The organism is Streptomyces mutabilis (assembly GCF_014649815.1).
In the GTDB taxonomy this organism is placed as follows: Bacteria; Actinomycetota; Actinomycetes; order Streptomycetales; family Streptomycetaceae; genus Streptomyces; species Streptomyces mutabilis.
This window is the reverse complement of record NZ_BMTT01000042.1, coordinates 1-12,892: the sequence shown is the minus strand read 5'-3', so window position 1 is coordinate 12,892 and position 12,892 is coordinate 1. Positions and strand designations below refer to the sequence as shown.

The 12,892-nt window shown below is 69.4% G+C and carries 12 protein-coding genes; 3 read left to right on the top strand and 9 right to left on the bottom strand.

Annotated elements, in window-relative coordinates; translation table 11 throughout:
- Nucleotides 1-381: 381 nt before the first annotated feature.
- The 9 genes from IE142_RS34125 to tap form a co-directional block, all read right to left on the bottom strand.
- The gene (locus IE142_RS34125; RefSeq protein ID WP_191889325.1) at nucleotides 382-1,359 is read right to left on the bottom strand and encodes a pentapeptide repeat-containing protein; all 978 of its coding nucleotides are present in this window, start codon (nucleotides 1,357-1,359) and stop codon (nucleotides 382-384) included.
- Between the two features lie 25 nt (nucleotides 1,360-1,384).
- The gene (locus IE142_RS34120; protein WP_191889324.1) at nucleotides 1,385-1,693 is read right to left on the bottom strand and encodes a hypothetical protein; all 309 of its coding nucleotides are present in this window, start codon (nucleotides 1,691-1,693) and stop codon (nucleotides 1,385-1,387) included.
- A complete protein-coding gene (locus IE142_RS34115) occupies nucleotides 1,690-1,983 on the bottom strand; it encodes a DUF6313 family protein (RefSeq protein WP_191889323.1) in 294 nt (97 codons plus the stop codon). The genes IE142_RS34120 and IE142_RS34115 overlap by 4 nt, the downstream gene beginning before the upstream one ends.
- 269 nt (nucleotides 1,984-2,252) lie before the next feature.
- On the bottom strand, nucleotides 2,253-2,744 hold the full coding sequence (locus tag IE142_RS34110) for a hypothetical protein (protein ID WP_191889322.1): 492 nt from the start codon (nucleotides 2,742-2,744) through the stop codon (nucleotides 2,253-2,255).
- A 408-nt stretch (nucleotides 2,745-3,152) separates the two neighbouring features.
- Nucleotides 3,153-3,692 carry a hypothetical protein gene (locus tag IE142_RS34105; RefSeq protein WP_191889326.1) on the bottom strand — a complete coding sequence of 180 codons (540 nt, stop codon included), beginning with the start codon at nucleotides 3,690-3,692 and terminating at the stop codon, nucleotides 3,153-3,155.
- Nucleotides 3,693-3,694: 2 nt separating this feature from the next.
- A complete protein-coding gene (locus tag IE142_RS34100; protein ID WP_229831169.1) occupies nucleotides 3,695-4,210 on the bottom strand; it encodes a helix-turn-helix domain-containing protein in 516 nt (171 codons plus the stop codon).
- A 1,169-nt stretch (nucleotides 4,211-5,379) separates the two neighbouring features.
- Complete coding sequence (locus IE142_RS34095; protein ID WP_229831167.1) at nucleotides 5,380-5,874, bottom strand: hypothetical protein; 495 nt, start codon at nucleotides 5,872-5,874, stop codon at nucleotides 5,380-5,382.
- Nucleotides 5,875-6,128: 254 nt separating this feature from the next.
- Complete coding sequence (gene tpg / locus IE142_RS34090) at nucleotides 6,129-6,686, bottom strand: telomere-protecting terminal protein Tpg (protein ID WP_191889321.1); 558 nt, start codon at nucleotides 6,684-6,686, stop codon at nucleotides 6,129-6,131.
- A 12-nt stretch (nucleotides 6,687-6,698) separates the two neighbouring features.
- The gene (tap, locus tag IE142_RS34085) at nucleotides 6,699-8,951 is read right to left on the bottom strand and encodes a telomere-associated protein Tap (protein ID WP_191889320.1); all 2,253 of its coding nucleotides are present in this window, start codon (nucleotides 8,949-8,951) and stop codon (nucleotides 6,699-6,701) included.
- A 372-nt stretch (nucleotides 8,952-9,323) separates the two neighbouring features.
- On the opposite strand from tap, the gene IE142_RS34080 reads away from it, so the two are divergent.
- From IE142_RS34080 to IE142_RS34070, 3 genes are all read left to right on the top strand, one after another.
- Nucleotides 9,324-10,442: a hypothetical protein gene (locus tag IE142_RS34080; protein ID WP_191889319.1), complete on the top strand. Its 1,119-nt coding sequence runs from the start codon at nucleotides 9,324-9,326 to the stop codon at nucleotides 10,440-10,442.
- A 185-nt stretch (nucleotides 10,443-10,627) separates the two neighbouring features.
- Nucleotides 10,628-11,386, top strand: coding sequence for an Abi family protein (locus tag IE142_RS34075; RefSeq protein ID WP_191889318.1), 759 nt, complete (start codon nucleotides 10,628-10,630; stop codon nucleotides 11,384-11,386).
- Between the two features lie 113 nt (nucleotides 11,387-11,499).
- A complete protein-coding gene (locus tag IE142_RS34070; protein ID WP_191889317.1) occupies nucleotides 11,500-12,240 on the top strand; it encodes a hypothetical protein in 741 nt (246 codons plus the stop codon).
- Nucleotides 12,241-12,892 lie beyond the last annotated feature (652 nt).

The window sequence follows — 12,892 nt, the reverse complement described above, 5'->3', positions numbered from 1 at the left end:
AGGCAGCGGTCAGTCTCGCGTCACTCCTGCTCTGGGCAAGATCCGTTTGAAGACGGACCCTAGCCCACCACGTCGAATCTCTACGCAAGGAGGTCCGCGCTCTTGCTGCCGACGACTCCCCGTACCGGCGGCGAGCGATCGAAACGCTCGCTCGCTGGGGGGAAGACGTATCTCCCTTCCAGCAAGACATGGACATGCAGGTGCACGCCGAGGGCTGCGCGGACGACCCGCCTTTCTGAAACGACCTTTTAGTGGCGCTGATGGAGAGCGGACAGCGGGTCCTCACCACGTCCGCGCGACGAACCCCGTCCACCTCGACCTGCTCCTGGTCCCCGACGAGCCCCTTGAAATGTCTCGGAACGAGACCACTGGTAGTCGGGATCAGCTCAGCACGGCCCACCGGTCGCGGGACTGACCGCCGCGCACCCGGTAGACACCCGGAGCCACCTCGTCGGACTCTTCGACGACAAGCAACACCAAATGGGCTGGCCAACGAGTGTCCAAATCCCACGTAGCTCCGAGGGGAAGGTCTATACCCACAGCGGTATCGAGGCGCGTGCCGGTTAGGTACGCTTCGCTCAGGTCCGCGTGGGTCAGCTTCGCCCCGCCCAGGTCCGCGTGGGTCAGGTCCGCCCCAGTCAGCTTCGCCTCGCCCAGGTCCGCGCCGGTCAGGTCCGCGCGGGTCAGCTTCGCCCAGCCCAGGTTTGCGCTGGCCAGGTCCGCGCCGGTCAGGTCCGCGCCGGTCAGGTCCACGCCGCTCAGGTCCACGCCGCCCAGGTCCGCGCGAGTCAAATCCACGAGGGTGAGGTCTGCGGCGTCCGAGTCCTCATCGTCGGGCGGGATCCAACCGGACGAGGTCTTTAGGACCGCACCGCGCAGGTCCGCATGGGTCAGCTTTGCGCGTGTCAGCTTCGCGGAGTTCAGCTTCGCCCGGGTCAGGTCCGCGTAGCTCAGGTCCGCGTGGGTCAGGTTCGCGAAGTTCAGCTTCGCGCGGGTCATGTACGCGCCGGTCAGGTCCGCGCCGGTCAGGTTCGCGCGCACCAGGTCCGCGCCGCTCAGGTCCGCGCGAGTCAGGTCCGCGCCACTCAGGTCCGCGTCAAACAAGTCCGCGCCGCCCAGGTGTACGAAGTCCAGCTGCGCGCCACTCAGGTCCACGTTGCGCAGCCTGTACCAGTTGTCGTCAAATGTGCGCCCGTTGAGGCGTGTGGCCTGGGGAACTGCTGCGCGTGGCGCTTCTTCTGTGTCCCGGGAGATGGCCTCTGCGGTATCGGTGATGGCGATGGCGGGGGCTTCGGGGCAGGCGAGGAAGAGCAGCCCGCGGAGAGCGGCTGCATGTTGTTCGCGCTCGTCGTCCGTCACCACATCTCCAGGATAGGCCGGTGGTTCATAGCGAGGGCCGTTGTCGTCGCTTGACACAGATGGGGCAGCGGAAGTCAGAGCGTGTGGCAATGGCCAGTAGGAAGCCGATGGCTGCGTTCTCGGCCCGGCGCACGGCTCCGTCCGTGCTGCCAGGCGAAAGCGGCGACGCGGACCCCATGATCGTCTCGATCACCTGGGTGAAGTGCTTCTCTGCCGTCTTCCAGTCCGGTTCGGCGTCTGCACCGCCGATGCTGGGGTGGCGGGCGCCGAATGCCAGGACCGCATCCTTGACCGCGTCGCTGCCCTCTTCGTACACGTCATACAGGGTGATCACTCGCCGCTCCCGGAGGAGGGCGGCGGCGGTTCGGCCAGGCGGCGCAGTTCGCTGAGGACGTCGTCCAGGTCTCGTGCGTGGTGCGCGTGGATCTGCTCGGTGATGACGTAGCCGGCCGCGGATCCGATGATCGCGGGCATAGCGGCCCAGCCGATGAGGGACAGCGGCCAGGCGCACCACTGTGGGCGGACAGCCGCCGGTGAGGTTTCTCCCCTCAGCACTTCAAAAGCAGGCACCCAGCCGATCAGGAACCCGTTGAGCACATACAGCGCCGCGCAGACCCCGAGCACGATGGTTCCCCGGCTGAGAAGCCAGAAGCCGAACCGGGGCAGGGCATGCCTGTCGGCCCAATGCGCCCGCAGCCGTTGCCGTCGACCTGGCGGCGGGGGGCCGTCGGGTAAAGGAGTAGGTTCTGCTGACACCCTGTCACGGTAGAGGCTGGGCAGCCGATATTGGAATCAAACAGCCACATATTCTGGGGAATTGACAACCGGCGTGCACTGGTACGGCCGCACTTGGGAGGGAACGCCGGGTAGCCGTGTCACCGCATAGGTGTGTGCTAACCCCAGGTCTGGCGGCACAGGCCCACGACGTCCGACGATGCGACCCCGTCCGCGCGGGCGCACAGCTCCCGCATCTGCTCGCGCGGTTGCGGCCGGGCCGACGGCTTCTGCGGGGCGTGGCGCTGCACCGTCGAGCGAGGCCGCTCGCGCGGCTCGTGGTGAGGAGCAGCGGGACGGAGACGGGGAGTGGGCAGCTTCGGCGGGACGGCGGAGCGCCGTCCCTCGGGCGCCTGCGTCCGGCGCGTGGGGGCCCGGTCGCTCTTGGGCGTGCGTCGTGGCTGGTCGGGCGCGATCCGGACGAGGGCGGAGCGGCCCGAGGGCTGGACTACGGGCACGGTGGGCGTCGACACGGCCGGACGGGCCGGGACAGCGGGGCCGCGCACGCCTTGCGGTCGGCGGTCGGCCGGTAGCGGGTCAGGCTTCACCGTGGTGCAGCCTGTGACGCTCAGCAGGACCAGGAGCAGGAGGGTGAGCGGGCGAGGTGGCACCGGCCCACTGTGCGCCACCGGCGGGTGCCGGCGGGCGGTGCCACGCGGCCGGTCACCACAAGGAAGGACGGGCCCGAGCGACGCTGACGCGGCTCACCCCGTCATCCGGGCCCCGAAGGGCGGGACGTCGGAGGCGGTCAGGTCGGGGCGCGGCCGGTGGAGGCGTACGAGGTGGCGCCATCGGCCGGCCCTGAGCGCGCTGAGCCATGCATCCGACGTGCATCCTCGGTAGCGCGCCCCCACCACTCCGTCCCCTGCCCACAAGCATGACTGCAGCAGCGTGAGCGTGACTGAAGCGACAAGAACGGCCATGGAACTGCCGCCACGCGCGCTGTAGGCTGTCACCGAAATCTAGACGCACTGCGGCCCCCGCTTCTGACGGGGGCCGCAGTGTTTCTGGCACCGGGCCTACCGGGACGGCTTGCGCCGAGGCCGCCTCCGCGCCACGGACAGCGGCAGGACGTCGGCCTTCTCGACCGAGCCCGCCTTCTCGACAGCAGCCGCAGAGTTGGTGCTCTTGCGTCCCAGACGCTTCGCCTCCTTCTCCAGCTTCGCCCGCTCCACTGCCGCGTCGTAACGCTCCTGGTAATCGTCGACGTCCAGCCGTTCCTCCGGGTCCAGCGATCCGATGGCCTCCAGGTGCTCCGTGACGCTCCGCCCCCCGCTGATCATGGGATTCAGAAGGTAGACGCCCTTGGTCTGCCGGAAGACGAGCCGCGCATGGATGAGAGCTTGGAGGCCACGCCCCACCAAGGAACGGTGGACCTCCAAGGCGTCGGCCAAGTCGTCCTCGGTGACGAGACAGCGCCCCCCGGGTTCCTGCGTCCCGACAAGCCTGAAAAGCACCCGGTAGGCGATGCCGGGCATGGCAGGCATGTACGCGAAGCCGTTGAAGGTGCCGTACGTCAGCTCTGGCGGCTCGGGGTTCACAGACGCTGCAGTCCTCATGTTCACGCCTCCGGCTTCTGTTTATGCGTGCCCTTGCGCCTGCGCGTCCTCCTGGGCTCCGGAAGCCGCGCGCCGGGAAGGGCCATCTTCCTGAACTCCTCCGGCACATCCTGGTCGACCACCAGTTCGTTCAGAAGGCTCAGCTGGTCCACATGCACCTTGACCTGCCTCCTGGCCGCGCCCCGGACAGGTTTGTCGACCGCTTTCAGGCCTCCCCGGAGGGTTGCTGCGGGCTGAAGCTGGACGGAACCCTTCTTCGGCGAATAGGCGAGGCCGAGGCGCTTGAGCTTGGTCTGGGCACGCGACACCTGAGCGGGATCCATCTCCAGGGCTTCGGCGATGTCGACCTGCCTCAGTTCGACATGGCCCCCTACTTCCTGGCTGCCCATCAGGTAGAGCAATACGCACAGCGTGACGTTGTCGTCCCGGAAGTACCGGGCAGCCCAGCGGAGGAACTCCAGGCTGTCCTGGGCGAAGTACTTCCCCAGGAACTCGCCGGCCGTGACAGGCGGCTGCACATGTGCCGAATGCCCGCGAGGGAGCTCGACGAGGTTCTTGCGAGGACCGAGGGCCCCCGCGTAGGGGCTGCTCGGACTCGGGGCGCGAGGAGGTGACGAACCCGGTGACCGCCGAGGATCACCCTGGGCTGGCGCTGGCATGACGTTGAGTGCTCCTCAAGATCGAAACCTAGACATGGAGCACAGTAGCGATTGCGCATATAGATAGCAACGAAGCGACGTATGTGCGCGTTCGGCGCGTCGCGCATGACGTGAGAGTCAACTTCGAGGGCGGTAGCGGCATTGCGCATCTACGTCGCAACCAATCTGACGCAACATGTCTGCTGCAACATGTTTCTCACCCCGAATTTGTCACCGAAGTCATGCTGGCCGACTGAGATTGACCCTCTGACCTGCGGAGATGCAGGCGCAGGTACATATAAAAGAACGCGTGGTGGGGCTTGCTGCCTCCTACGGCCAAGGCGCATCCGGACCGTGGCGGCAGCTGTCGCCCTTCGCCGCAACCGAACGCCAACCCCACCGGGAACCGCTCCTGACGCGTGCTATCTCCCCTACCCGATGGAACCTGCACCACCGAAAGCCAGCTACTGCACTGCCTGCAGTCGACCGCTCAGGCGCGCGTGTGCCACGGTCACCACGTCCGGTATCAGCCACGCTTTCTTCTGTAGAAGCCCTTCATGAGTAACGGGCAGCCCGTCTGTCTGCCCTCAGAGGCACAATGGTCCGGCCAGAGCAAGGCGTCAGGCAGTCAGGGTGCCCCGCGACGGGGCGCCGGGCGCCTCTGGCTGGAGATGGACACCTTTGGACGGCTGGTCCGGGTGCACGTCGCTCCCCATTTCCGTCCCTTACTCCGCCACCCCAGGTGCCCCGCGGCCGCTCGGGCCGCTTACCGGGCGCTGGCCGAAGCGGCCAAGGTTCCGACACGCGCCTGACCGGGCGAGCCGCCTGAACACGCAGGCGCTCCATTGCCCGGCCGACGATCCGCCACGGTGCGGAACTCTGCACGACCACCAGCCGGTGGAACTGGCCGTCATGTCGCACACTCAGGTGTGGATACCCGCCCACGGAGCCCGGCGACGGCCCCGTCTGGCTGGCGCGGGCGGCGGCCCCGAGTCGTCCGGGCGGCAGCTGGTCGTCCGTGGTGTCCTGCCTGTCCCTGCGCGCTGACGTCAGCGGCGGGTGACGGCGTAGCCCGCGTCGTTGACGGCGCGGGTCCACACGTCGCGGTCGAACCACTTGGTGATGTCCGGCTGCAGCGCGGTGATGGTGCGCATCCTGGCTTCCCAGTCGTGTCCGGCCGGGCCGCGGCTGCCCTCGCATCCGGTGCAGCCGTCCTCGCCGTGGATGTGGTCGGCCATCCAGGCGTTGACGGCGACGTTGATGATGACCGCGTACAGGTCGCCGCCGGTCTGCGCGAGGGAGTCCGGCACCCCGGCGAGGACCAGGGCGAGCTCCGGGTTGTCGAGCGGCGGCATCGGGGCCTGCCCGACACCCTTCTCGCTGCTGCTCTCCTCGTACGACGCCACGCTATGCGCGAGCCGGTCGGCCGTGACGGAGGCGTCGAAGTACCGCCAGGCGGAGCGCACCTGGATCCCGAGCCGCTCCGCCACGGTGGTGATCTGCTTCTCGATCGTGTCCTCCACGGTCGCCGGCGCGAGGGTCATCCCCGGCGGGCCAGCTCCGTGAGCGTCTGGGCAACGGCTTCCTTGAACGCCTTCGTGTTCCGCACGAGCGCATCGTAGGCGGGCGGGAGCAGCCGCCGGACGGCTTCACCTGCATTGCTCCGGTGCAGGTGACTGAGGCGCCGCAGCGTCGTTGGGCAGGGCATCGCGTGCATGACCATCCGATCCCCCCGGATACGCGAGCGAGCCCCGGACCTGCACTGGTCCGGGGCTCGCGGGCTGTTCGGGGCGTGCTGCTAGAGGTCGAACTCGAGGTGTTCGATGTCCGTGAACCGGACCTCCTCCAGGGAGCCGGCGCGGCGGCCGCCGTCCTGGAAGTAGACCTCCTTGAGCGCTTCGGCCGCGATCTCCTGGAGCTGCTGGTCGGTGGCGCCGGCCTCCTGCGCGTCGAAGAGGCGGGCGGCGTACTGCGGAGGCAGGGCGACGGTCAGGTGCCGGATGCGGTCCTGGTCCGTCGACCCGATCGGCGCGGTGTAGCCCATGCGGGCGCGGGTGTCGATGACGATGCCTCCGGTGGTCGCCGCCTTCTGCCGGGCCTTGGCCCGGATCTGCGGCTGCCACCGCTTCTTCACCTCGCGCTCCAGGCGCGCGGCGAGGTCGGGCCGGGGCTTCTTGATCTGGCCCTTCACGTACCGCTCGACGGTGCGCTGGGAGACCCGCAGCATCTGGGCGACCGCCTTCGTGCCCTTGAGCTGCTTGACCAGGTACCGCATCTGCGCACCCGCGCTCTTGGGCGCCGGGCGGGTGTACGCCTTCTGCACCGCGGCCTCCAGGCCGTCCCCGAACAGGCTCATCGTGGCCTACCCCTACTCTCCGTTGTCGACGTCGGTGACGGTGCCGTCCTTGATATACCGGGCGAGGTTGAGCTCCGGCGCGTTGAACCGCTCACGGACCTCCTCGCCCCACAGGACGGTCTGGGTGCCCTCGTGCTTGACCAGGCCGGGGTTGACGCCGAGCTTGAAACCGCCGGGCAGCGGCTTGCCCTCCCGGTAGGGCAGGAAGTCCAGCGGCGACGTGCCGTCGGCGGCGTAGACGACGCAGTCCGACAGGATCGCGACGGGGTACTGGCCGGTGAACGCGGCGTGCTTGACGATCTTGCGGTGCAGGTTCATCCGGGTGCGGGAAATGACCGCCGCCCGGATGTCCGGCCGCCACGTCGGGCGGGACAGGGCGCGCCATGGCTCGCCCGGCTTCCAGCCCTCGCCGCGGGGCCGCTCGCGGAGCTTGCCCAGGCCGCCCTTGACCGTCGCCTTGATCGCCGTGGTGACGATCGCGAGCTCCGGGTCGCGGGCCTTGTAACCGTCCATCGCCGCGAGGAAGTCCTCGGGAGCGAGGTCGGCGTCGACGCCGAGGTCGGCCATCGTGGCGAGGTAGGCGTCGCGCAGCCGCTGGTACCAGCCGTCCAGGTACCGGCCGTTCTCATACCGGACCCACGCCTCGATCGGCCGCACCTCGTAGCCGAGCTCCGCCGCGTACGCGACGGTGGGCGTCGCGTACCAGGCCGGGCCGGTCGGGCGCTCACCCTTCGGCGTGAACGGGCTGGGCAGCAGGCTGCCGTCCAGCTCCACCCACTCCTTGCCGACCTTCACGCGGGACAGGTCGACGTGAGAGAGGTCGACCAGCCACGAGCCGGGCAGCTTCGGGTCGAACGCCGGGGCCTTGACGTGCGTCGCCTCGCCCAGTCCGACGTTCAAACCGTTGGCGCCGGCGGCGAAGGCCATGTTGACGTCGATGCCGACCAGGTGCCGCAGGGTGCACTCCGCGTCGGTCATGGGCCGCGCCCAGTCGTACGCCTCCTCGATCAGCTTCTCCGCCGGGCCGCGCACGTGGAACCGGGGCAGGTCCTTGAGGACGGGGTGGCCGTCGGGGACCTCGCACGGCGGGAAGTTCATCGGGTCGATGGCGTCCTTGCCCAGCGAGCCAGGGTTGTGCTCGCCGGTGCGCTTGCCGTTCTCGTCGGGCGCGGTGGCCCGGGTCGGCGGGTGCAGGGCGGTCATCAGCTCCAGGCCGGTCACAGCCGTGGAGCCGCGCGGCGTCATCACGCGGGAGGCGTACACGCCCAGGACGCGGGCGAGCTCCGCCGGCGGAAGCTGTCCAGCCTCGCCCCAGTGCCGGGTGTCGAGCGCGTTCCAGGAAGGGATGCACAGCTGCACGCAGGCCCGCTCCGAACCCTGAGCGGGGCGGTAGATCCGCGCCCACGGCCCGAACCCGCGCTTCGTCAGCTTCCACTCCGCGCGCGCGAGCTGCTTGATGACCTTGTGGCCCTCCGGGATCCGCCCGGCGTGCTTCTCCTCCTCCGTGAGCGTGACGGGCAGGCCGTAGCGCTCGAGGGCGGACTCGGTGAGCACGATGAGCGGGTCGGCGTCCTTACCGGGGCCGGCGAGCTTCGGCGCCCCGAGCTTGGCTTCGCGCAGTGTCCAGTCGACCAGGGCCGGGATGCTCTTGGCGGGTACGTCCAGGACCAGGCCGCCGGTGCAGTACGCCAGCACCGTGCCGTCGTCCTCGACGTCGACGACCGCCAACGGGCCGTTCTCGAAGCGCGGATCGCTGCCGCCCGCCGGGGTGCCGGCCGGGGCCGCCTTCTTCGCACCCGGGCGGCGCGACGTCGACGACGTCCTGGTCGTGCGCGCCGGACGCGGCGCGGCCGCCGGAGCAGCGGCGACGGGGACAGGGGTCTGGGTGTTCTCGGTTGCAGTCATGACCGCAGCCTCGGACGCCTCCCCTGTGGACAGAGTCCGCGCTTCCGCCGGGGCGGGCGCTGCGGTGAACGTGGCTGGCACCGCAGCGTCAGGGGCGGGCGGGGCCGTGTCGGCCGGGGCGGCGGGGTAGAGATCCGCGAGCTTGTCCAGCAGCCGGGCGTAGGCGTCGCGCTCCGGCGGGCGGGGCTCCGTCTTGCCCGACTCCCAGCCGGACACCGTGGCCCGGCGCACCTTCAGCGCGGTGGCCACTTCGTCGATCGTCAGGCCGTGCGCGGAACGCAGCCGCTTGCGCTCCGCCGGCGGCGGCAGCGCGGCGCGGGACGCGACCAGCGCGTCGACCGCGTCGAACAACTCGGACATGGAACACCTCCTGACCAACACTCTACCCCATGAAGCGTACGAATGGCGTACGTTTGACGAACTAATGCCGTACCTCGTGCGTTAGCTGGGGCTGGGTTCGGTGTTCTGGCTGGCGTTTCGTGCTGTCGCCGCAGCGGAGCTGCCGTGCCAAGAACCCGCCTTCTCGCCCCGCGCCTCTCGCGCCGCGCGCTCCGCATCGGCTGCCCGGCGCCGCCGCAGGGGAGGCGTCGGCTACCGGCTCCGACCTATGCCGATCGGCCCGCGTCGAGATGGATCAAGCCAAGTTCAGGAAGTCACATACGTACGCCTACTGCCCGGCCGGAGACTACGCAGTGCAGTTATCCGACTACACGCTTCAGGTGGAGGGCTTCCTTGCCGCGCAGGGACGACATCGTGACGATCGTGATCGACACGAAGAACGAAATGAAGAGATCGATCGACGGCCTGGGCACCAGGGTCAACGACCTGGAGCGGGACCTTCGGACCGCGTTCACCACCGAGGTCACAGGGCTGCGCGAGACCGCCCTCGCCGACTTGAAATCGTCGCAGCACGAAACGCGGACCAGTTCCTACAACGCGGGCAAGCGGGCGAGCGAAGCCGTTGCTGCGGTGGCCGACCTGCGCCGGGACGTTGACCGGCTGCACCACGGTCTCGAAGGTCTGCGTGAGGACGTCGGCAAGATTCTGGAGGCTCTGCAGGCCGCAGCACCGGCATCGGCACGTGTGCCGGCGGCCGTCGATTCGGCGGAAGACCCGCACCCGCACCAGGCCGGGACCAGCATCGGGTACGAACCGGATTCTGTCGTCCTGCCCGAGCAGAGGCAGGCACCGGACCAGGAGTCGGCACCCCAGGTTGAACCTGCTGCTCTGAGGCTCTCTGCGGACAGTTCACCCCAAGGTGATGAGCCGGGAGTCTCCACGGACCCCGATGCCCCCACGGCCGACGAGGACGAAACCGATCAGTCGCCACCTGAAGCTGAGCAGTCCGCCCCGGGATCCGACGAGCGCGAAGAGGAGGACCACGACGTTCCCCGCGCGGCGCTGGAGGCCAGCGAGCAGGGCCCGAGCGATTCGGTGGAGGAGCCGTCTCCGCTCACCTGGAAGGGCAGAATCTGGGCGATCATGAGGGCCGGTAAGGTTGCGTCGGCCACCCTGGTCTGCCACCGGGACACCTGGGAATTCGTGGCAGCACAGGTCGGCAGCCACCCGCACTTCCGGACCCCGTCCCTCGAAGAACGCGAGAACGGCCTGGTGGCCGCGGTCCTCTCCGGCCGGTCGCTGGTCGCCATGCTGCTGGCCCTCTACCGCACGGCGAATGCCTCCATTCGCAGGCCCGACGGCGAGGACACCGAGGAGCTGATCACCTACGCCGACTGGGCCATGGCCTCCCAGGTCTACTACGCGACCGCCCGAGTCCTCAGCAAGGCCTACTACGAAGAAGGGGATCCCGTTGTGGTGACGATCGACAACCGGGTGCCCGCCCGGCCATGACCGTGCCGGGTGCGCATCTCCTGAACAGGTGAAACGGAAGCCTCGCGGTCGATGCATCGTGGGCGTACCGGCAAAGAGCTGAGGGCCCTCACCGCTGGTGAGGGCCCTCAAAAGTCTGACCCCGGTCGCGTGACGTAAGCCAGAGGCTGAACCGGGGAATCTGCCGCCCATGATACATCAGGGGGGTGCAGATACAACCGACGGCGGAGCAGCTCAAGCTCCTTGAGCCGCTGATTTCCTGGCCCCGCCTGGCCCCCTTCCTCGCCGCCACGGCCACGCCGGCCGCCGCGATGGAGCTGTACCTGTGGAACGTGCGGCTGTCGGCCGCGTTCGGTGAGGTGATCGCCCTTGCCGAGGTCATCCTGCGCAACGCCATGGCGGAGCAGCTCGCCGCCGCGTACGGGGCGACCTGGTACGCGCGCACCGACTTGTTCGACGACCGAACCATGAGCGGCTTCAAGACGACGTGGCGCAACATCACCATGCCCGCCGACCTGGCGACCGGGAAGCCGGCGCAGAAGACCCTCCAGGCGGTCCCGGCCGGGAAGATCGTGGCGGAGTCGACCTTCGGCTGCTGGGTGAACCTGCTCGACAAGGGCGGCACCTGCGGCGACGGGCCGTACCGCAAGAACGTCGACTACGACTCCACCCTGTGGCGCAAGGCCCTACACAAGGCGTTCCCGAACAGCGGCGGCAAGCGGACGACGGTGTTCACCACCGCCAGCCACGTCCGCTCCCTGCGCAACCGGGCCGCCCACCATGAGCCGCTGATCGACGGAGTTCCCCTCCCGGGCCAGAACGACCGCCGCGGCCGAACCCGCCGGCTCACCCTGCCCCAGGCCCACACCGAGGTCCTGCGCCTGGTCGAGTACATCGACCAGGACGTCTCCGCCTGGCTGAGCCAGACCAGCCGTGTGCCTGACCTGCTGCACACCCGGCCCTGACCCGCGTCCGGCACACCGCACGAGCGGAGCCGGACGGGTGGCGCGGTCGTGTCCGCAGCGACGGGGTGCTCGTTGACCGGCGGGTGGCCGGCCGACGAGCAAGGGAGACCCCGATGGGGCGGATCAAGAAGAAGCGCGCGGCACGTGACGCGCGCCGCCAGCCTGGCATCCAGCCGCAGGCCGCGCCGCCGTTCCCGCAGGCGGAAGTCGAGCGGGTCATGCGGCTGTGGGACCGGGCGATCGACACCGGGCTGATGGCCAGCGGCACGGATGTGAAGTACCACTTCACCCCAGACGGCAAGGTGCTCTCCGTCGCCGTCGGCAGAAGCGGGCAGGTGCTGGCCAAGGGCGAACGGCTCACGCCGTCGGTGGCCGAACGGCTGCGCCAGGACATGCCGCTGCTGGCGGGGATGGTCACCTTCTACGAGAACAACCAGCTCGCCGGCCGCGGCCTGGACGATGCGCCCCAGGACGGCGTGACGCCCCTGTTGCCGCCCGCCGGTCCCGACCCGATGCCGGCGGTGGACGAGGAAGCCCTGGCCGAGGCTCAAACCGCCACCGCGGTGCTGGTACGCCAGGGCAAGGTCGCCGAGCCGGTGGGCGCGATGGTGATCCCCGCCCAGAGGGGCGGCGTGCTGTTCGCCGTCGGAGGCCGGGACGGGGAGCTGTACGTCAACGGGCGGGCGCTCACCCAGCAATGGGCCGACGCGCTGCGGGCCAAGGTGCCAGAACTCGCCTCGGACATCGACCGGCTCCAGGCCATGCGTGCGGAGTGGCTGGATGCGCCCCCGCAGGACCGCACGCTGGCGCTGGCCGGCAGCTGCACCGACCCGAACTGTCACACCCCGCACTGAACGAACAACGCGCGCCCCGGGGGCAGATGTTCGGGTCGGCCTGGCTTGGCGGCAGCACCTACTGGCGGGCTGCGGGGATGAACAGGCGGGTGCCCTGATACAGGCCAGACGCGGTCTCTTCCCGCCGCCGCTCCACCAGGTTCATCGCCTCCAGCCGGTCTGCGATCTTCGATGCTCCCGGCAGGCCACACCCCAGCAGGGCCGCGATCGTCGCGGAGATACGGCCGCGCTGGCTGTCGACTGGTCCGTCGATCAGCCGGACCTCGCCCGTGCCGAGGTATCCAGGACCAGCAGCAGAAACGCGAGCCGGTCTGTGGCCGCCCCGCGTCCCGTGCGCGTTCCCATCAACCCGGTGCCCGGCGCGAAGAGCGCAGACACCACAGGCCGCAGGGCCTCGTCCGGGGCGGCCGCGGTGGGCGACGTGAACACAAGGCCCGGGTCCCCGTCCGGAACGGTGTACCAAGCCGCCCGGCGCAGCCCGGGAGTTACGAGCGATGCCACATGCGAGAGGGACACCCCGACCCACTCCCCCAGGCTCTGTGAGCGCAGCGTCACCGACTTTTCCCCGGGTGGGATCAGGGCCTGCAAGGGCGCTGTCACGTTGTTGGGCGGGCGGTCTCTGATGGTGAGTCACGACCTGATGGGGCCTGGT